Source organism: Actinomadura craniellae (genome assembly GCF_003289645.1).
In the GTDB taxonomy this organism is placed as follows: Bacteria; Actinomycetota; Actinomycetes; order Streptosporangiales; family Streptosporangiaceae; genus Actinomadura_D; species Actinomadura_D craniellae.
In genome coordinates, this window is record NZ_QLYX01000001.1 from 464,629 (window position 1) to 484,043 (window position 19,415).

Genomic DNA, 19,415 nt, shown 5'->3' on the forward strand with positions numbered 1-19,415 from the left:
TCCCGAGGTGATTCTTCTGTCAAGGGGTGATCGCATTTATCTTTGATGAGCCCCTGTTCAGGGCGATCTCGCGGCCATTGGGTGTTGACATGGAACGCCTTTCCATGAAAGATCCCATGCCGAAACAGGGCTGTAACAGAACGCCAATTCACTGGGGGCTTCTCCATGACCACCGCCGATCTGGCCGGGCAGACTTCCACCGGTGCGAAGCTGCTCGCCGCCGCGCGGACCGTGATCCCGGGCGGCGTCAACTCCGCCACGCGCCTGGTCGGCCCGCCGTACGCGATCGCGACCGCGGCGGGGGCGTACGTCACCGACGCCGACGGCCGGCGCTACCTCGACTACCATGCGGCGTTCGGCGCGATCCTGCTCGGCCACGCCGCGCCCGAGGTGGACGACGTGGTGCGCGCCGCCATCGGCGGCCTGGACCTGGTCGGCTGGGGGGTCACCGAACCCGAGGTCGAACTGGCCCGGCTGGTCACCGAGACGATCCCGTCCGCCGAGCAGATGATCTCGGCCATGTCGGGCAGCGAGGCCGTCGTGCAGGCGATCCGGCTCTCCCGCACGGTCACCGGCCGCCCGCTGATCGTCAAGTTCCAGGGCGGCTTCCACGGCTGGCACGACGCCGTCGCCCGCAACGTGATCTCCGCACCCGACCGGGCCTACGGCAACGACCCGCTGTCGCGTGGCATCCTGCCCGAGGCGCTCGACTCCACCCTGATCGCCGAGTTCAACGACCTGGACTCCGTCCGCGCCCTCTACGCGGCGCACCCGGACCGGATCGCCGCGGTGATCATGGAGCCGATCCCGCACAACGTCGGCGCCCTCGTCCCGGACCAGGAGTTCGTCGAGGGACTGCGCGCCCTCACCGCCGAGCAGGGCTCGCTGCTGATCTTCGACGAGGTCATCACCGGCTTCCGGCACGCCCTCGGCGGTTACCAGCAGGTCTGCGGCGTCATGCCCGACCTCACCACGTTCGGCAAGGCGATGGGCAACGGCTACCCGATCGCCGGGCTCGCCGGCCCCCGGCACCTGATGGAGCACTTCAGCTCCGCGGGCGGCGACGTCCTGCTGGCCGGGACCTTCAACGGCAACCCGGTCTCATCGGCCGCCGCGATCGCCACCATCCGGTACCTGCGCGACCATCCGGACTTCTACCAGCGCACCCACGCGCTCGGCGACCGCATGCGCGCCGGCCTCACCGCCGCCTGCGCCGAACTGGGCATCGAGGGCACCGCCGCGGGCTTCGGCGGTGTGTTCGCCCTCTACTTCGCCGCGGCCCCGATCCGCGGCTACCGCGACCTCATGCGCAACGCCGACGCCGCCTACGTCGCCTTCCACCGCCGGATGACCGACCGCGGCTTCCTGATGCTCCCGCTCGCCCTCAAGCGCAACCACATCTCCGCCGCCCACACCGAGGAGGACGTCGACCGCACGCTGGAGGCGGCCTGCGACGTCCTCCGCACGATCCGCGACGACGGCCTGCTGTCCTCCACCGGGTGACGCCCCCGGTCCTCAGCGTTCGCGGAGCCGGGCGGGATCCGAGAGCGGCAGGGACTCCAGGGGCCGGCCCGGCTGCAGGGCGTTCGGGTGGGCGGCGTTCCCGTGTCGTGGCCGGGCGGCGGCCTCGGGCCGGTCCGCGGCCGGCTCGTCATCGTCGTACAAGCCCTTGGTCTCCGCCTTGAGGATCCGGGCGGATTTGCCGAGGGAACGGGCGAGCTGTGGCAGTTTGGTGGAGCCGAACAGCAACAGCAGGACGAAGAGGACGATAAGGATCTCGGTGGTTCCGAAGTTCGCCATGATGCTCCTTGCCTTGGTGGGATCGGACCGGGGACGCTGACCTCGGGTCCGGCCGGGTTCAGTGCTGGAGGCGGTAGTCGGCGGGGTCCAGGCGGCGGGTGCGGCGGCGGTAGCCGGTCATGGAGCCGGGCCAGTTGTTGGTGTTGCGGTGGTCGGCGTCGAGGTACCAGCTGTCGCAGCCGCCCTGGTTCCAGACGGAGGTGCCGAGGCGGTGCTGGGCGGCGGCGTCGAAGCGGTCGTGCACGTCCTCCCGGACGTCCATCGAGGCGACGCCGCCCGCCAGCAGCCGGGCGGCCTGGACGACGTAGGCGATCTGGCTCTCCAGCATGTGGACGATGGAGCCGGAGCCGACGTTGGTGTTGGGGCCGTACATCAGGAAGAAGTTGGGGAACCCGGGGACGGCCAGGCCGAGGTAGGCGCGGGCGCCGTCCTTCCAGGCCGTGTCGAGGTCCTGGCCGTGCGAGCCGACGACGCGGATGGGGGCCACGAAGTCCTGGGACCGGAAGCCGGTGGCCCAGATGACGGTGTCGACGAGATGGTGCTCGCCATCGGAGGTGCGGACCCCGTCCGGCACGATCTCGGTGATGGGGCTGTCGACGACGCGGACGTTGGGCCGGTTCAGGGTCTCGTAGTACTCGCTGGAGGTCAGGATGCGCTTGCAGCCGGGCTCGTAGCGAGGCGTGAGCCGGTCGCGCAGCCGCCGGTCGCGCACCGAGCGGAGGGCGTACCGGCACAGGGTGCGGACGGGGGCCGACAGCAGGCGGCGCCCGCGCGGGGAGATCAGGGAGGGGTTGAGTACCAGCTCGAACCACAGGAAGATCCCGAGCCGCGACAGCCGCTGCACGACGGGCAGCCTGCGGTTGAGGGCGTGCCGCCAGCGCGGGTAGACGCGGTCGGGTTTGCGGCTGATCCAGTGCACCTCGAGCTGGAAGATGGTCAGGGACTTGGCGTCGGGTGTGATGAGGGGGACGAACTGGATGGCGCTGGCGCCGTTGCCGACCACCGCGATGCGGGCGCCCGCCAGATCGTGCCGGTGGTCCCAGCGGGCGGAGTGGAACATGGCGCCGGTGAAGCCGTCCATGCCGGGCAGCTTGGGCGTGGCGGGGTTGCTGAGCTGCCCGCACGCGGCCACCAGCAGGTCGAACTCGTGGCTGTCACCGGCACGGGTGCGCACCCGCCAGCGGTGGCGGGTGGTGTCGAACTCGGCCTCGGTGACCTCGGTGCCGAACCGGATGTGGGGCCGCAGCCCGTGCTCGGTGGCGCAGTGCCGCAGGTAGTCCAGGATCTCGGGCTGCTCGGCGAACCGGCGCGTCCAGTCGGGCTTGGGCTCGAAGGAGTAGGAGTACAGGTGCGAGGGGGCGTCGCAGGCGGCGCCCGGGTAGGTGTTGTCGCGCCATACGCCGCCCACGTCGTCGGCCCGTTCGAAGATCGTGATGTCGGTGAACCCGGCTCGTTTCAGGCCGATGGCCAGACCGATCCCGCTGAACCCGCTTCCGACGACGGCGATCGACAGGTTCTGTTGCCCCATGTGCGGCTCCCTCGTGTCGCGGCGGTGGCCCCGGGCCGGTCATGCGTCCCCGCGGACGGACGGGGGAGCAAATTACCGACATCCATGTCGGTTAGAGTGACGCCAACGGAGGAGGGAGTCAAGGCCATGAGTGAGACCGCGCCGAAGTCGCGGATGCGGGCACCGGCCCGCCGGGCGACGATCACCGCCGCGGCGCTGAAGATCTTCGCAGGCAAGGGCTACCACGCCACTTCGCTTGCCGAGATCGCGGCCGCGGCCGGGGTGGCGCGCACCGTGCTGTACGACCACTTCCCGTCCAAACGGGTGCTGCTGCTGGCGGTGATGCAGGAGCAGAACACGGCGCTGGTGGAGTACGTCGGGGCACGCATCACCGGATCGGGGGCGCCACATGACCGGATGCGGTCAACGATCGACGCCTATTTCGGCTTTGCTCAAAGTCGGCCTGAGGCGCGCAAGCTGCTGTTCGACCGTACCGACGAGGACGATCCGGAGATCCGCGTCGTCCGCCAGGGCATTCGTGAGTCCCGCGCCCAGGCGGTCACCGCGCTGCTGTCCGGCGACATGCGCTCGGTGGGGGTGGATCCGGACGAGCCGGTCGCCGAGGCGATGGTCGAACTGATCATTACCGGTTTGGACGGGGTGGCGCAGTGGTGGGACCGGCACCCCCAGGTGCCCAGGGCGGTGCTGGTGGAGGGGGCGATGCGGCTGCTGTGGACCGGGCTCGGCAACGCCGGGTAGCCCGGGCGTATATGGGCCGATTTGGACGGATATAGGCCGCCGGGGGTTGACGCCCCCGGCGGCCTTCCTCATAGTGGGTGCCCACCCCACTAACCGACATGAGTGTCGGTTAGGGACCCGTGAGGAGTGATCCGTGGACGACCAGACCCCACAGGAACACAGACCGACCGAGAACACCGGCGGGTTCGGCCGCCGATCGTTCGTCACCGGGGCGCTGGCAGCGGCCGGCGCGGCCGCAGTGGCCGGTACGGTCAGCTCGACCCCGGCCGCCGCGCAGACCCGGCGGATGCTCACCGGGCGGTACGCGCCCGGCCGGCGCGTCGCGGTCTTCGGCGGCGGGATGGGCGGCCTGACCGTCGCCCACGAGCTGGCGGAGCGCGGCTTCCAGGTCACCGTGTACGAGCGCAAGGCATGGGGCGGCAAGTGCCGCAGCATGCCGGTGCCGGGAACCGGGTCGGGCGGGCGCCAGGACCTGCCCGCCGAGCACGGCTTCCGCTTCTTCCCCGGCTTCTACCAGAACCTCCCGGACACGATGAAGCGCATCCCGCTGTCCGGCGGCGGGACCGCCTACGACAACTTCGTGGCCGGCAAGGAGGTCGCGGCGTTCTACAACGGCCGCAGGTACACCCTGCCCGCGGCCGGCAGCATCCTCGGGACGCTCAGCCCCGAGTCGCTCCTGGCCTTCCTGGGCACCGCCTTCGGGGTGTTCACCACCGTGCCCGCCGACGAGGTGGCGTTCTTCCTGCAGAAGATGATCACGTTCGTCTCCAGCGGGCCCCAACGGCGGCTCAAGCAGTGGGAGAACATGAGCTTCGCCCAGTTCGTGCGGGTGGAGGGCAAGTCCAAGGAATACAGCGAGATGCTGGTCGACATGTTCACCAGCACGCTGGTGGCGGCCAAGCCCGACAAGGCCAACGCCCACACCATGGGCCTGATGGCCGAGGCGTGGGTCTACAGCACCCTGGGCCTGGGCGGCTACGAGGAGCCCGACCGGCTGCTGAACGCCCCCACCAACGAGGCGCTGATCGACCCCTGGGTGGCCCGGCTGCGCGCCCTCGGCGTCCAGTTCGTCTCGGACGCCACGCTCACCCGCCTGTCGGTCGCCGGTGGACGGATCAGCGGCGCCCAGGTCAGCGGGGCGGGCGGCGTCGCCACCGCCGTCGAGGCCGACCACTACGTGCTGGCCGTCCCGGTCGAGCGCGCCGTCCCGCTGCTCAACGACGACATCCTGGCGATCGACCCCACCCTGAAGTCGCTGCGTGACCTGTCCGTCGACTGGATGAACGGCCTCATGATCTACCTGAAGCGGCCCATCAACCTGGCCAACGGGCACGTCGCCTACGCCGGGCAGCCCTGGGCGCTGACCTCGATCAACCAGGCCCAGTTCTGGAAGAAGAAGTTCGGCACCACCTACGGCAACGGCGAGGTCAACGACTGCCTGTCCGTCGACATCTCCGCCTGGGACCGGCCCGGCATCCTCTACAACAAGCCCGCCCGCGACTGCACCAAGGAACAGATCTTCAACGAGGTCATCGCCCAGATACGCAAGGCCGTCCCGTTCGGGGGGCTGCGGCTGACCGACTCCAACATCCACTCCTACTTCCTCGACCCCGCCATCACCGGCAACGGCACCCCCCAGGCCGCCAACGACGAGCCCCTGATGATCAACTCGCCCGGCTCCTGGTACAACCGGCCCGAGGCCGCCACCAAGGTGCCCAACCTGTACCTGGCCTCCGACTACGTCCGCGCCGGCATCAACCTGGCCACCATGGAGGGCGCCAACGAGGCGGGTCGCAAGGCCGCCAACGCGATCCTGGAGGCGTCCGGCGCCGGCGGCACCCCCGCCAAGCTGGTCGACCTCTGGCAGCCTGAGATCTTCAACGGTCTCTACGCCAACGACGATGCCCGCTTCGCCGCCGGGCAGCCCGCCCTTCTCGACGTCTGGGACCCCCACAAGCCCTGAGCACGGGCCGCTGTGTTCACCCCGTCTCCCTGAAAGGCCGCCGTTCGCGGTCGGCGGCCGGCGCCCGGACCGCCGGCCGCGAACGGCTGAAAGGCTTGGCATGCCGATTTCCGTCCATCTCTCCCACCTGGCCACGTCGCCATGACGAAGCAGGGGACACGGGCTCCGGCGGGCCGGCCAGGCCCGCCCGATCCGATCGACCAGGCCGTCGACGCGGCGCTCTCGCTGGCCGTCGGGCTGGCCCGGAACGATGTCGAGTGCACCCCCGACCAGGCCGAAGCCGTCGCCCGGGACGCGCTGGAACACATCGGCCGGCTGCGGCGGGCCGCCACGGCCGCAGGAGTCCTGACCGGTGCCGGTGAGGTCGGCGGTGACCCGTGCCAGTGCGGGGCACCCGATGACGTGCACCGGCGTGACCTCGTCCAGCTGCTGCTGAGCTCCCCGAGCGACCCGGACCGGCTGCGCCGGGCCGCCGTCCGGGCCGGCTGGGAGCTCCCCGGGACGCTCGCGGTCGTGGCCATGCACCGGCCGCAGGGGCCGGTCACGGTGCGGCGATTCCTGCCCGCGGACATCCTCACCGGTCTCCACCAGGGCCTGCCCTGCCTGATCTTTCCCGACCCGGAGGGCCCGGGCCGCCGGTCCGTGCTCCAGACGCTGCTCAGCGACGACCCGGGGGTCGTCGGCCCCACCGTCGGGGCCTCCCGCGCGGAGTCGTCCTGGCGGCTGGCCCGCCGAGGCCTGGAACTGCTGCCCGCCGACCTGCTGGCCCGGCACACCGCGGTGTACGTGATCGACCACGCGCGGGATCTGCTCCTGCTGCAGAACCGCGCGCTGTCCCGGGAACTGGCCGCCCGGAAGCTGGCGCCCCTCCAGCGGCTCCGTCCCGCCCGGCGCGCCTGCCTGGCCGAAACGCTGCTGGCCTACCTCGAGTGCGGCCGCAACGCCGTCTCCGTCGCCGCGCGGCTGCACGCCCACCCGCAGACGGTCCGCCACCGCATGCACCAGATCGCCGACCTTTTCGGACCCGCCATCGACGACCCCGCGCAGACCCTGGACTACCTGATCGCGCTGCGCACCCACCGGCTGCTGACCGCGGCCGGCCCGCGGCCCGGACCCGACCCGCACGACACGGCCCCACGGTGCCTCCGGAGCACCGAGGGCGAGACGGTGAAAGGCCACGACACATGAGTCATGAACGGCGCCTGCCGCACCCGGGCTGGATGACCCGGGGCTCCTGGAAGACCACCCTGCGGCTGGCCCCCGGGGACATCCGGGCGACGCCGGCACAGCTGTCGGCGTTCCGCTCGTTCGCCGGTGCCGGCGATCCGCCGGCCGACGCGGTGGTGGAGATGATGGCCCGGCTTCCGGGCGGGGCCGGCCGCCGCCTCTTCGAGCGGGCCCTGACGGAGGGGATCGACGCCCTCGACGACCCCCCGCGCGAACTGGTGGAGTTCTTCGCCGCGGTGGACGCCGTCCCCTACTGGGTGGACCCGGATCTGCTGGACCGCGGTGCCCGGGTGGTGGGCAGGACCGGGCTGCTGGGGCTGACGCTGGTGATGCCGTGCGCCTCCCTCTACGGGGGCTACCTCGCCTCCCGCGCCAACAAGACCCTCGTGCGCACCGGCTATCTCGACACCATGGCCACGCGCCGGCTGGCCGAGACCGCCGGCTGGTGGGTGGACGTCACCACGCCCGGCGGTCTCGACCGCTTCGCGGCCGGCCGCACGGGCACCCTGCGGGTACGCCTCATGCACGCCCAGGTACGCGCCGCCATGCACCGCCGGGACGACTGGGACCACGACGCCTGGGACGCGCCCGTCAACCAGGTCCAGCTCGCCGGCACCCTGCTGCTGTTCTCCCAGGTGATGCTGCTCGCCTCGCGTGCCCTGGGGCTCCAGTTCTCCGCCACCGACCAGGCCGCCGTCATGCACCTGTGGCGTTACGTCGGGTACCTGATGGGCATCGACCCCCGCCTGCTCCCGGCCACGACGGCCGACGCCTGGCGGCTGTACTGGCTGGAGGCCACCACCGAGTTCCTGCCCGACCAGGACTCCCGGCAACTGGCCCAGGCGCTGATGGACGCCGCCGCCCCGCTGCTGCTGACGCCGCGCTGGAAGGACTCCGACCCGGTCCGCCGCGCGCTGACCAACTACCTGTTCGCCTACAGCCGCCTGATCCTCGGCAGGCGCAACGCCGACTTCCTCGGCGCTCCCGACAGCAGGTTCTACCGGGCCGCGGTCATCGGCACCGCCGCCACCGTGTTCGTCGCGGAGAGCGCCCGCCGGCTGGTCCCCGGCGCCACCGGGCTGTCCGAACGCCTCGGCCACCGGCTGCGCACCGCCATGGTCCACCGCCTGATCGACGAGCAGCGCGGCGACCGCTCGCACAGCCGCTATGACACCCGGACCGAGGCGGCCCACTCCTGACGGCCCCCGGTCGCAACGTCGCGACCGGCCCGGCCTTCATACCGTGGGCGGCGTCGGCAGCAGCGCGGCGGCGTGGCCGACGACGGCGTCCAGATCATCGCCCAGGCCGCCGGCCAGCCACTGCTGGGCGAGTTCCACCATCGCGCCGGTGAACATCGCGGCCCCCACCCGCGCCAGCCGCGGGTCGGCGGCCGGGCGGATCCGGGTCTCCTGCAGGACGGCGTCCATCAACGCGGTCTGGGTGGCCTGCCGGCGCGCGGCCAGCACGGGGTTGGCGCGGGCCTCGGTGAACAGCACCCGGCCCCGGCGCGGATCGGCCGAGCTGAAGTCCAGCACGGTGTGGATGCCGGCCCGGGTCCGTTCCGCCAGGTCGTCACCGGCGGAGTCCAGGGCCGCCGGCAGGCGTTCGGCCAGCTCGGCCGCGACCTTGTCGTAGACCGCGCCGAGGAGCTGGTCGGTGTCGGCGAAGCTCTCGTAGAAGTAGCGGGCGTGCAGGTTGCCGGCCCGGCACACCGCCCGTACCGACACCCCGGCCTCGCCCTGCGTGCCGAACAGCTCGAACGCAGCCTCCACCAGCCGGGTGCGGCGTTCGCTGCGCCGGGCGGCCAGCGGCATGCCGGCCCACCGGGTCGGCGCGGTCTCCGCGGGGTTCGCCACCGTCCCACCCTATCCATCCGGACCCTGGCTACAGGTGTAGCCAGAAAAGGCGTATTCTGGCTACACCTGTAGCCAGAGTTGGGAGTCCGGCATGATCCCCCTGCCCCACCAGAAACTCGCCCGGCACCTCGCGGAACGGTTCGACCGCGCCTTCGACACACACGTGCGGTCGCGTTACTTCAGAGGGCTCGACTTCGCCGAGCCCGCAGGAGACCCCGGCTGGTTCGGTCCCGACAGCGCGGTGTGGCACGTGCACTCCCACATGCCGGTCCTGTCCTTCGGGCTGGCGTGCGCGGCCTACCTGGAAGGACTGGACCCCAGCATCCACTGGATGGGCGCCGACCACTCCCGGATCGCCGCCAAGGACGCCGACGGCAGGCCGACCGGCGAGATCGACCCGGAAGGGGCCGCCGTACGGTTCGGGCACTCCCTGTCGTTCTTCATCGGCACCGCCTACGGCACCACCGAAACAGCGGAACGCCTCGCCCGGACCGTGCGCGCCATGCACCACACCGTCAAGGGCACCCGCCCCGACGGCCTCGCCTACGACGCCGACGACCCCGACTGGCTGCGCTGGAACTACGCCACCGTGGTCTGGGGCCTGGCCACCGCACACGAGCGCTACCACCCCCGCCCGCTGCGCGGGACCGAACTGGACCGCTACTACCGCGAGTTCGTCCGGGTCGGCCACGCCCTCGGCGGCACCGACCTGCCGACCACCAAGGCCGACACCCTCGAATGCCTCCGGGAGTACCTGCCCCGCCTGGCGGTCACCCCCGGCAAGGCCGCGCGCACCGGCCCCAACCTCCGCGACACCCCCACCACCCTGCTCACCGGCCCGTTCATGGACTGGGCCATCCGCGACACCATGCCGGACTGGGCCGCCCGCATGGTCATGCACCGGCCGCCCAACCCCGTCGAACTGCGCGCGCGCCGCACCGTCCTCTGGCTGGCCCTCAACGCCACCCACACCATCTCGGGCCCGCTCCCGGAGTTCCGGCAGGCACAGGCCAGGGTCGCCGCCGGCACCAGCGGCGAACCCACCGCGCCCACGTACGAACCCGGCGCCGACCCGGTGCGCAGCCGCGAGGAGGCCGAGGCGATGGCCTGACCAGGGCCTGATCACGGCCTGACCAGGGCGAAGCGGGCTTCGTCGTCCGTGGTGTGCTCCGGCACGCCGCGGACGACGGCCGCGGCGGCTCCGTTCGTCCTTGCCGCGGTCACTTGCCGGCGGGCGTGGCGATCAGCTTGTTCCAGGTCCGCACGTCGGGCTCGGGGGTGCTGGGCAGGCCGTGCGCGGACTGGAACCGGTGCAGCTTGGCCTTGGTACGGGGGCCCAGGTAGCCGGTGATCGGCAGGTCGTCGTCGTAGCGCCACTTGTTGAGCGCCACCTGCAGGGCCCGGACGCAGTCGTTGCCGGTGCCGGCGTAGACGATGGAGCCCTTGCCGACGAGGAGGGCCCAGGTGGCGGTGCCCACCACGCCGTCGGGGCGATCGCTCAGCTCGGCCTGGAAGGCGTACACCGCCGCATGGGTCTTGGGGCCGAAGTGCGAGGGCACCGCCACCTTCTTGCCGTGGCAGTTGAGCAGCCACTGCAGGGTGCGGACCTCCTCGCTGATCTGCCCCCGCTTGAGGGTGGGCCAGGAGAGCCCGAGGGCCTGGGAGTAGGGGTCGGGGTCGGCCGAGGCGGGCCCGGCCAGCGCCACACCGCTCATCGTGATGCCCACAGTGGCCAGTGCGGTGACCGCCATCCGCGCGAGGTTCATTGCCGTCTCCCGTCAATGCTGCTGGTTACGTCTGCTTAGAGGAATCGGCGGCGACGAAGGTTGGCGGTCGAACAGGCACAATCCGGTCACCACTGGCGGCGAACTTTTCGCCGATCCACCCTCGGGCAGGCCGAGCGGCCGGGCAGGGCCGCCCCCGAGCCCCGGACCCCTTGCGCCCCGGGAAGTGGCGTGACATTTTGTCACCGACACCGGTGACAAAACGTCACCCATGCCGGTGCCGCAGCGGTTCCCCGCGCGGCCCACGGAAGGACTCTCCCGTGACCTATGCCGGAGAACGCACCATCCTGGACGCCGACAGCCACGTCATGGAGCTCCCCGACTTTCTCGACGAGTTCCTCGATCCCGACCAGCGCGACCGGTTGCGCCGCGACCGGATGGAGGCGTTCAGGCCCCTCCTGGAGGACGCGACGGCCCGCGCCGAGACCCGCCGGACCGACGGCTCGGCCGCCACGGCGGCCGAGGAGCGCCTGCTGCTGGACAAGGGCTGGCACGCCATGGGCGCGTTCGACCCGGCGGAGCGCAGCCGCGCCCTGGACCTGCTGGGATTCCAGGGGCAGCTCGTCTTCGCCACGTTCTCCTCCCTGCTGTTCGCGGGCAAGGACCTCGACCGCCTCTACGCCGGAAGCGCGGCCCAGAACAGGGCCGTGGCCGACTTCTGTAAGGGCGACGACCGCCTGCTGCCCGTCGCCTCCGTGCCCCTCACCGATCCCGAGCGGGCGACGGCGCTGGCCGAACAGGCCGTCGCCGCCGGGAGCGCCGCGATCCTGGTCCCCTCCACCCCCGCGGGCGACCGGTCGCCCACCCACCCCGACCTGCGCTCCTTCTGGAGCGTGCTCGACGAGGCCGGTGTCCCGTTCGTCCTGCACGTGGGCGGTGGCGGGCGTCTCCTCGACCCGGCCTTCCACAACAACGCCATGCCGGTCACCGACCACCTCGGCGGCGGTGAGAACATCCGTTCCAAGGACTTCCTGGCCGTCCACCACTCCCCGGAGCTCTTCCTGGGCGCGCTGATCCTCGACGGCCACTTCGACCGCTACCCGTCCCTGCGCGGCGGTTGCATCGAGCAGGGCGCCGGCTGGGTCGTCTCCTGGATGCACCACCTGGACTACGCCCACCGCGCGTTCCGCCGTACCGAGGAGCCGTTGCGCCGGTTGCGGGAACGCCCCTCCGACTATGTCCGCCGGCACCTGAAGTTCACCCCGTTCCCGGGCGAGCCCGTCGGCTGGATGATGGAGCAGGCCGGAGCGGAACTCTTCATGTTCTCCACCGACTACCCCCACCCCGAGGGCGGCCGCGACCCCATCGCCAAGTTCGAGGAGACCCTCGTCGGCCGCGACGACGCCGACCGGGCCCGGTTCTACGCGGGCAACATGACCGAGCTCCTCACCGGTACCGCACCCTGAGGTGACAAGATGTCACGATGGGGCGTGAGCATGCAGGAGCGGCCGGCGCCGAGCAGGCGGCCGACCTCGAATCACCGCGGCTGACCCGCACCGGCCGCAGGGAGGCGTTGATCGAGGTGGCCGCGCGGCTCGTGGCCACCGGCCCGGTGGAGGAGGTCTCGATCGAGGCCGTGGCCGAGGCGGCCGGGGTGAGCCGGCCGCTGATCTACAAGCACTTCGCCAACCGGGGCGCGCTGCTGACGGCGGTCTACCAGCGAGAGATCGTGCTCCTGCACACCCGGCTGGCGGGCGAGGTCGAACGGGCCGGAACGCTGGAGGCCATGTTCCGCGCGCTGGTACGCGGCGTGCTGCACGCCGAGGCGCAGCGCGGCGCCACCCTGGCCGCGCTGCGTGCCGGCGGCGGCTGGGACCCCGCGCTGCGCCGGGACCGGCGCGCCCGCGACCGCATCACCGTGCGCTACTTCACCGCCCGCGCCGTCGCCGAACTCGGCCTGGACGAAACACGGGCTCGTACCGCGGTGATCGTCGCGCTCGGCGCCATCGAGCCGGTCCTGGCGCACTGGCGGCACGACCCCGGCCCGCAACAGGCCGCCCAGTTGGAAGACGCCTATGTCGCCCTGGCCCTCGGCGGGCTGACGCGGCTGGCGGCGCAGCGCGCGCCGGACCCCGCGGCCGGCCCCTGACACCGGCCGTCCCTGCGGCCGTCCGGTTCAGCCTGCCGATCCCCGCTGTTTCTTCAGGAGCACCTGGGAGCGCAGGACCAACTGCATGTCGAAGCGCCAGCCGGGGTCCTGGATCCGGTCGCCGAACAGTTCCTCGAGTTTGCGCAGCCGGTAGCGGACGGTCTGGGGGTGCACGTGGAGGTGGGTGCTGAGCTCCGGCGCGGTGCCGCCGGTGGCCAGGGAGGCCAGCAGGGTCTCCAGCAACTGCCCGCGATCGCGGACCTCCAGCTTGGCGGTGTGGGCGTAGGCGCGCTGGATCATCAGGTTGGTGAGGTCCTCGTCGCTGAACAGCAGCAGGGTCGACAGGTGGTCGGTGCTGCGCGGCGGCGGGTCGGTGGGGATGATGCCGCGCCGGGCCAGAGCGAGGGTCTGGCGCGCCAGCCGCAGGGACAGCGCGGCCTGGGCCAGTGGGAGGGCCGGGCCGACTGCGTAGGCGAGGCCGTCCAGGGCCCGGTCGAGCATGTTCTGGCGGCCCGGGCCGTCGGCGTCGGGGACGAGGAGGAAGGGGTAGGGGTGTTCCAGATCCATCAGGACGTCGGGGCCGACCGAGGGCGCGATCGGGTGGACGTCCTGCCAGGACTCCTCCAGGGCGACGCAGGCGGCGTTGGCGGGCAGCCGCCACTGTGTTTCGACGGCCATGCGGTGGACGGCGGTGGGGGAGACATGACCGGGAGTGGTCAGCAGCTCCAGCAACTGCCGCCGGCGGTGCGCGGCCCTGCCCGTCGGGGCTCCCGGCTCGAAGTAGCCCTGGATGGAGTGCGCGGCGATCTCCTCGATGTAGGCGAACATGGCCTCGGCCAGAACGCACATGGTCTCCGCGGAGAAGCCGGCCTCCATCCCGGCGGCCGCGAAGTGTCGCCAGGCGGCACGGCCCCCGACCTGGTAGGCCTTCTGCAGCGCGCCCATGGTGCACCCCTCCGGGAGCCCGGCCCGGCTCAGCGAGCGCGGCACCTCGACGTCATGGGCGCTGGGAGCGGAAGGGTCGGCGATGCGGTCGACGAACCGGATCAGGCACTGCTCGGCGTCCTTCCGGACCTGGGCGCTGAACGTTCCACGCAGGGGCCGGTCGAATTCGGGCACGCACTGCCGGATTTCTTCCACGATCTCGTTCGCTATGCGCGGCAGCCGGGGGCGCAGGACCTCGGCGAGTTCGCAGGGAAGCCGCTGCAGGTGGGTGGGGTGGGCGAGGGTCTCAGTCATGGGCAGCCTTCCGACCGTCTGAGCCTGATGAAGCCGCTACCGGGTCTCGATCGCATGACTGCCCGGTGTTTTACATGGGTGGACGGAGGGGGATCCGTCCCGGTTTTATGTTGAGCAAGTGCCCAGCAATGCTGGGCACCTGCTTAGCATGAGGCGATGGCGCGGTCAAGGGCCGCTGCTGTGGGCCGCGCTACGATGCTCGGTGGGTGGGGTGTGAGTTATTCGAGGTCATGGAGGCAAGGGGATGGCGTCGTCTCGCAGGCTGGGCGCGCCGGATGCCAAGAACCGCTCCGTTCTGCTCGACGCGGCGGAGCAGCTTCTGCTGGAGGAGGGATACGCCGCGGTGAGTTCGCGGCGGGTCGCCGCCAAGGCCGGTCTCAAGCCCCAACTGGTGCACTACTACTTCCGCAACATGGACGAGTTGTTCCTGGCTGTTTTCCGGCGGCGTGCCGAGGAGGGGCTCAAGCACCAGGCCGCGGCGCTGGCGTCGCCGCAGCCGTTGTGGGCGTTGTGGGAGTTCAGCACCGAGACGGAGGCCAGTTCGCTGACGATGGAGTTCGTCGGTCTGGCCAACCAGCGCAAGGCGATCCGTGCGGAGATCGCCTACTACTCGGAGCGGTTCCGGCGTGGGCAGATCGAGGCCGTGTCCGGCCTCGTGCGGCGCTACAAGATTGATCCGAACGAACTCTCGCCGGGCGCCCTGGTCGTGCTCATGACGGGTATATCCCGGATGATCATGATGGAGAAGGCGCTGGGCATGTCCAGCGGCCACGCCGAGACCTTCGCGCTGGTCGAGCGGCATCTCGAGCGGCTCGAAGGCCCCCGGGAGCCCCGGCGTCCCCAGCCGGACTAGCGCTCCGGAGCGAACGTCGGCCGCCCGGCCGGTTTCGATGTTTTCTTGGATCCAGCACATCGCCCCTGGGTGGCGCTTGTAGTGCGATGACCTTTGGAAAACACCCCGAACACGGGGCTGGGCGGGGCGCGGCCCGCAACATTGGTCCCTTCTGTGACCTTGACCACACGATTTGGTCCATGCTAGGCATATGCCCAGCAATGTTGAGCAGGTGCCCAGCACTGGAGTCGGGTGGGTCGTGATCACCGTCCACCCCTCCTTGTCAGGTATGGCGGCGGCCGTGCCCACGCTCTGAGGAGGGCAATGATGAACGGCTTCGACGGGGCCGGCTGCACCGGTGGATTTCTCATCCCCGGCCAGGGGCACGGCCTGACCGGCGCCCGCCGCTCCACGTGCGACCCCGCCCGCATCCTGCGCGGGCCCGGCGCTCCTCAACGTGCGGAAACACCGCTCGGCCGAACGTAGAAGAGGCCGAGGCGGCCGCGACGCCGCCGATCCGAGCAGACCGGCCCGCGCACACGACGTGCGCGGGTCACGGCAGCCGGCGCAAGGCTCCGCTCCCTTCCGGAGAAAGAAGCCAGACATGCACCCCACCGCACCACCCCTCCGCCGCCCGCTCAGCGACCGGTTGCTCGTGCGCCGCGCGCACGGCGGCCTGGTCTCCATGGGCGCGCTGTTCGCCGTCGGCCTGGAGGCACTGCGTTTCACCCGGGAAGTACGAACGTGGTTCTGGGAGTTCGTCGACCAGTGCGCGTTCCTCATCCGGGTCACCACGTTGCCCGTCATCATGATCGCGTTGCCGCTCGGCGCCACCGTCGCGCTCCAGGTCGGCGATCTCGCGGGCCAGCTGGGCGCCCAGTCGGCCACCGGCGGCGCGGTGATCGTCGGCCTCGTCCGCGAGGTCGCCCCGATCGCGGCGGCACTGATCATCGCCGGAGCCGGGGGCTCGGCGATGACCTCCGACATGGGGGCCCGGCGGATCCGCGAGGAGCTGTCCGCCATGGAGGTGATGGCCGTCAACCCGGTGCACCGGCTGGTGACACCGCGGATGTGGGCGGCGAGCCTGGTCTCCACCATGCTCGCCTCGCTGGTCATCATGTCCGGTGCGGTCGGCGGGTTCTTCTTCAACGTGGTGCTGCAGGGCGTGACCCCGGGCGCCTACTTCGACGGCGCGCTCGGCCTGCTGCGCATCTCCGACCTCTTCGTCACCCTGCTCAAGGCCTGGCTGTTCGGAATGATCTCCGCGCTGGTGGCCTGCCACATGGGCATGAACTGCGCGCAGAGCCCGATCGGGGTGGGGCGCGCGGTGACCCGGGCGACGGTGGTCGCGTTCATGCTCATCTTCGCCTTCAACTACGTGATCACGACGATCTACTTCCTCGCCTTCCCGCCGGAGGTCTGATGGACATCAGCGTCCCCCACGCCACCTCGGCACGGGCCGGCCGGGTCTCCTCGGCGGCCGCGAGCCGCACCGCCGACCTGGCCGAGTGGCCGGTGTTCTTCCTCAAGGTCGTCTTCTACACGTTGCGCGACATCGTGCTGCGGCTGCGCTACATCAAGACCGTCGCCCAGCAGGTCAGCGACATCGTCATCGGCGTCGGCGCCACCGTCGTCGGCGGCGGCATGATCTTCGTCATCTTCATCATGTCGCTGTTCCTGGGCACCGAGGTCGGCCTGCAGGCCTACACCGGGCTGGAGGTCATCGGCGCCGAGTCGTTCATGGGCCTGATCGGCGCGTTCATCAACGTCCGCGAGACGACGCCGATCATCGCCGCGATCGCCCTGGCCGCCCAGTGCGGCTCGTCCTTCACCGCCGAACTCGGCGCGATGCGCATCAGCGAGGAGATCGACGCCCTGGAGGTCATGGGCATCAACTCCTTCACCTACCTGATCTGCACCCGGGTCGTGGGAGCGCTGATCGCGCTGGTGCCGCTGTACCTGATCGCGCTGTTCGCCAGCTTCTTCGCCACCCGGTTCATCTCCACCTCGTTCTTCAGCCTGGCACCGGGTGTCTACGACTACTACTTCTACCTGTACCTGCCGCCACGGGACCTGTTCTACAGCGCCGTGAAGGTCGGGGTGTTCGCCTTCGCCGTCATCACCATCCACTGCTACTACGGCTACTACGCCACCGGTGGACCGGCGGGGGTGGGCCGGGCCGCCGGCAAGGCGATCCGGCTGTCGATCATCACGATCGTCACGCTGAACCTGCTGCTGTCCTACGTGTTCTGGGGGCAGGGCGGAACGGTGAGGTTGGCCGGATGAACCAGGACCTTCCCCGCGGCCGCCGGATCGCGATCACTCTGGCCACCGCGCTGACGCTCGCCATGATCGCCTACCTGATGGTCGCCAAGCCGTTCGCCGACGACGGGATGCGGTTGACCGCCGACTTCGGCAACGCGGGCCAGGGGCTCACCACGGCCTCCCCGGTCAAGCTGCGCGGCGTCACGGTCGGCCGGATCAGCCGGATCGAACTCGCGCCGCGCGGCGGTGCCCGCCTGACGCTGCACCTGGACCGGGGCGTCCGGATCCCCGACACCGCGGTGGCGGCTCTGGAGCCCGAGTCGGTGTTCGGCCCCAAGTTCCTCAACATCATCCCGGGCCCGCACGAGGCCACCGGGCCCTTCCTCCGCGACGGCACCCACATCATGCGCACCTCCGACAGCCTCGACCTGACGTCGCTGCTCGGCGACGCCGACCGGGTCCTGGCCGCGGTCTCCGCAGAGGACGTCGCGGTGATCGTGGACGCGCTCGGCCAGGGACTGGGCGCCTCCGGCCCGAACCTCGCCGGCCTGCTCCGCAACACCGGCACCCTCGTGGACGTCGCCCACCGGCAGCGCGGCCCGACGGCGGCCCTCCTGTCCGACCTCGGGCGGCTCGCCCGGCTGCGCGGGATGGGTTCCGACCTGGCCGTCACCATCGACTCGTCCGCGGCCCTGCTCGACACCCTCACCGCCGGGCAGGGGCGCGGGCTGCGGACCGCGCGGGGCGTCTCGGAGGTCACGTCCCTGCTCGCGCACGGTCTCGGCTCGCACGAAGGCAACCTGAGGGCGGCCGGCCGGTCCTTCGAGGGCTCGGCCGCGTTCCTCAGCGCGCAACTGAACGTCGCCGGGCCGGGCGTCCGCGCGGTCATCGACATGCTGCCCGCCTACGGCCAGATGACTCGGACTCCGGGCCCGCAGAACCGGCGGCTGCTCGGGGCCAACCTTGTTTTGCCGACCGACCCGTGCCAGTTGCTGCTCGGCGTCGGAGACTGCCCCGCCACCCCCGGAGGCCGCTGAATGGCCAGATCACACTTCCAGAACGCCCAGGTGCGGCAGCGCCGGTCCTCGGTCGTCCAGCTGGTGGCGTTCCTCGCCCTCACGGGAGCGCTCACCTTCTTCATCACCGCCCAGATCGCCCGGCTCGGCTTCGGGGACACCTACCAGGTCGTCGCGGTGTTCACCGACGCCAGCGGGCTGCGCTCCGGCGACAAGGTCAAGATCGCCGGAGCGCCGGTCGGCCAGGTCGGCGAGATCCGGGTCCGCGGCGGCAAGGCCGAGGTCGAGCTGAAGATCGGCGCCGCGTACCGGGTGCCGCGCGACAGCGAGGCGGCGGTCCGCTGGCGCGACGCCATCGCCCAGCGGGTCGTCTACCTGGTTCCCGGCACCGACAGGGCGATGCTGAACGACGGCGACCGGGTGGCCCGCACCCGCTCGGTCGTCGACGTCACCGACCTGATCAGCCGGCTCGAACCGCTGACCCGAGGGCTGGAACCGGCCCAGGTCAACGACATCCTCGCCGCCATCTACACCGCCCTGGAGGGCAACGAGGCGGACGCGTCCCGGCTGCTGGCCAACATCGACGGCCTGTCGTCCACCATCGCCGGACGCCGGCAGACGCTCAAGTCGATGCTGGCGGACTTCTCCACCGTCACCGGCGTCCTCGCCCGGCGGGACAAGCAGATCGCCACCGCCACCGACGACCTGGCGACGCTGACCGAGGCGTTCGGCGACAACAGCGCCCTCGTCGACGCCGCGATCAGCGAGCTGGCCGCCACCCTGCGCACCACCGACCTGGTGGCCGGGAACAACGCCGCCGAACTGAACGAGCTGATCAGCCGGCTGACCGTCGTGACGTCCGGCACCCGCCGCAACCTGGCACCGCTGCAGGGAATCATGAACGGCATCGGGCCGAAGCTCCAGCACATGTACCAGATGTTCGACCGGGGCCAGTTCGTCACCGGGGCCGTCCCCTGCCTGACCCTGGCACCCGACCCCTGCCCCCGCGGCGAGATGCGGCTCAGCAAGGTGCCCGACCAGCGCACCCTCGATCGACTCGTGGTCGGGGGCAACTGAT

General features: G+C 71.2%; 18 protein-coding genes. 13 read left to right on the plus strand and 5 right to left on the minus strand.

Annotated features, from left to right (window positions below):
- The first annotated feature begins 165 nt into the window (after positions 1-165).
- Positions 166-1,503, plus strand: a complete 1,338-nt coding sequence (locus DPM19_RS02010; RefSeq protein ID WP_111863011.1) for an aspartate aminotransferase family protein — start codon at positions 166-168, stop codon at positions 1,501-1,503.
- Between the two features lie 12 nt (positions 1,504-1,515).
- On the opposite strand, the gene DPM19_RS02015 is transcribed toward DPM19_RS02010, so the two are convergent.
- Both DPM19_RS02015 and DPM19_RS02020 read right to left on the minus strand, forming a co-directional pair.
- Entirely contained in the window at positions 1,516-1,800 is a 285-nt protein-coding gene (locus DPM19_RS02015; protein WP_111863012.1) for a twin-arginine translocase TatA/TatE family subunit, read from the minus strand.
- A 58-nt stretch (positions 1,801-1,858) separates the two neighbouring features.
- The gene (locus tag DPM19_RS02020; protein WP_111863013.1) at positions 1,859-3,328 is read right to left on the minus strand and encodes a flavin-containing monooxygenase; all 1,470 of its coding nucleotides are present in this window, start codon (positions 3,326-3,328) and stop codon (positions 1,859-1,861) included.
- Between the two features lie 126 nt (positions 3,329-3,454).
- On the opposite strand from DPM19_RS02020, the gene DPM19_RS02025 reads away from it, so the two are divergent.
- From DPM19_RS02025 to DPM19_RS02040, 4 genes are all read left to right on the plus strand, one after another.
- Positions 3,455-4,066, plus strand: a complete 612-nt coding sequence (locus tag DPM19_RS02025; protein WP_111863014.1) for a TetR/AcrR family transcriptional regulator — start codon at positions 3,455-3,457, stop codon at positions 4,064-4,066.
- Between the two features lie 133 nt (positions 4,067-4,199).
- The gene (locus DPM19_RS02030; protein WP_111863015.1) at positions 4,200-6,029 is read left to right on the plus strand and encodes a hydroxysqualene dehydroxylase; all 1,830 of its coding nucleotides are present in this window, start codon (positions 4,200-4,202) and stop codon (positions 6,027-6,029) included.
- 141 nt (positions 6,030-6,170) lie between these two features.
- Positions 6,171-7,217: a PucR family transcriptional regulator gene (locus tag DPM19_RS02035; RefSeq protein ID WP_111863016.1), complete on the plus strand. Its 1,047-nt coding sequence runs from the start codon at positions 6,171-6,173 to the stop codon at positions 7,215-7,217.
- A complete protein-coding gene (locus tag DPM19_RS02040; protein ID WP_111863017.1) occupies positions 7,214-8,455 on the plus strand; it encodes an oxygenase MpaB family protein in 1,242 nt (413 codons plus the stop codon). The genes DPM19_RS02035 and DPM19_RS02040 overlap by 4 nt, the downstream gene beginning before the upstream one ends.
- A 36-nt stretch (positions 8,456-8,491) precedes the next feature.
- Here DPM19_RS02040 and DPM19_RS02045 read toward each other — a convergent pair whose 3' ends face one another.
- Positions 8,492-9,112, minus strand: coding sequence for a TetR/AcrR family transcriptional regulator (locus DPM19_RS02045; protein ID WP_233509743.1), 621 nt, complete (start codon positions 9,110-9,112; stop codon positions 8,492-8,494).
- A gap of 91 nt (positions 9,113-9,203) precedes the next feature.
- Here DPM19_RS02045 and DPM19_RS02050 point away from each other — a divergent pair, with 91 nt between their 5' ends.
- Complete coding sequence (locus DPM19_RS02050; RefSeq protein ID WP_111863018.1) at positions 9,204-10,223, plus strand: oxygenase MpaB family protein; 1,020 nt, start codon at positions 9,204-9,206, stop codon at positions 10,221-10,223.
- 109 nt (positions 10,224-10,332) lie between these two features.
- Here DPM19_RS02050 and DPM19_RS02055 read toward each other — a convergent pair whose 3' ends face one another.
- Positions 10,333-10,878 (minus strand): peptidoglycan-binding domain-containing protein, encoded by a 546-nt coding sequence (locus DPM19_RS02055; RefSeq protein ID WP_111863019.1) that lies wholly within the window; start codon positions 10,876-10,878, stop codon positions 10,333-10,335.
- 278 nt (positions 10,879-11,156) lie between these two features.
- Between DPM19_RS02055 and DPM19_RS02060 the strand changes: the two genes are divergently transcribed.
- Together DPM19_RS02060 and DPM19_RS02065 are read left to right on the plus strand one after the other, a co-directional pair.
- Positions 11,157-12,302 carry an amidohydrolase family protein gene (locus DPM19_RS02060; protein WP_111863020.1) on the plus strand — a complete coding sequence of 382 codons (1,146 nt, stop codon included), beginning with the start codon at positions 11,157-11,159 and terminating at the stop codon, positions 12,300-12,302.
- Positions 12,303-12,319: 17 nt separating this feature from the next.
- A complete protein-coding gene (locus tag DPM19_RS02065) occupies positions 12,320-12,985 on the plus strand; it encodes a TetR/AcrR family transcriptional regulator (protein ID WP_111863021.1) in 666 nt (221 codons plus the stop codon).
- A gap of 27 nt (positions 12,986-13,012) precedes the next feature.
- Here DPM19_RS02065 and DPM19_RS02070 read toward each other — a convergent pair whose 3' ends face one another.
- Positions 13,013-14,224: a PucR family transcriptional regulator gene (locus DPM19_RS02070; RefSeq protein ID WP_111863022.1), complete on the minus strand. Its 1,212-nt coding sequence runs from the start codon at positions 14,222-14,224 to the stop codon at positions 13,013-13,015.
- 244 nt (positions 14,225-14,468) lie between these two features.
- Between DPM19_RS02070 and DPM19_RS02075 the strand changes: the two genes are divergently transcribed.
- The 5 genes from DPM19_RS02075 (at position 14,469) to DPM19_RS02095 (ending at position 19,414) form a co-directional block, all read left to right on the plus strand.
- Positions 14,469-15,077 carry a TetR/AcrR family transcriptional regulator gene (locus DPM19_RS02075; RefSeq protein ID WP_111863023.1) on the plus strand — a complete coding sequence of 203 codons (609 nt, stop codon included), beginning with the start codon at positions 14,469-14,471 and terminating at the stop codon, positions 15,075-15,077.
- A gap of 583 nt (positions 15,078-15,660) precedes the next feature.
- Positions 15,661-16,479: an MlaE family ABC transporter permease gene (locus DPM19_RS02080; protein ID WP_111863024.1), complete on the plus strand. Its 819-nt coding sequence runs from the start codon at positions 15,661-15,663 to the stop codon at positions 16,477-16,479.
- On the plus strand, positions 16,479-17,342 hold the full coding sequence (locus DPM19_RS02085; RefSeq protein WP_111863025.1) for an ABC transporter permease: 864 nt from the start codon (positions 16,479-16,481) through the stop codon (positions 17,340-17,342). Before DPM19_RS02080 ends, DPM19_RS02085 begins: the two co-directional genes overlap by 1 nt.
- Complete coding sequence (locus DPM19_RS02090) at positions 17,339-18,358, plus strand: MlaD family protein (RefSeq protein WP_111863026.1); 1,020 nt, start codon at positions 17,339-17,341, stop codon at positions 18,356-18,358. The genes DPM19_RS02085 and DPM19_RS02090 overlap by 4 nt, the downstream gene beginning before the upstream one ends.
- A complete protein-coding gene (locus tag DPM19_RS02095) occupies positions 18,359-19,414 on the plus strand; it encodes an MCE family protein (protein WP_111863027.1) in 1,056 nt (351 codons plus the stop codon). It abuts the gene before it with no gap.
- Position 19,415 lies beyond the last annotated feature (1 nt).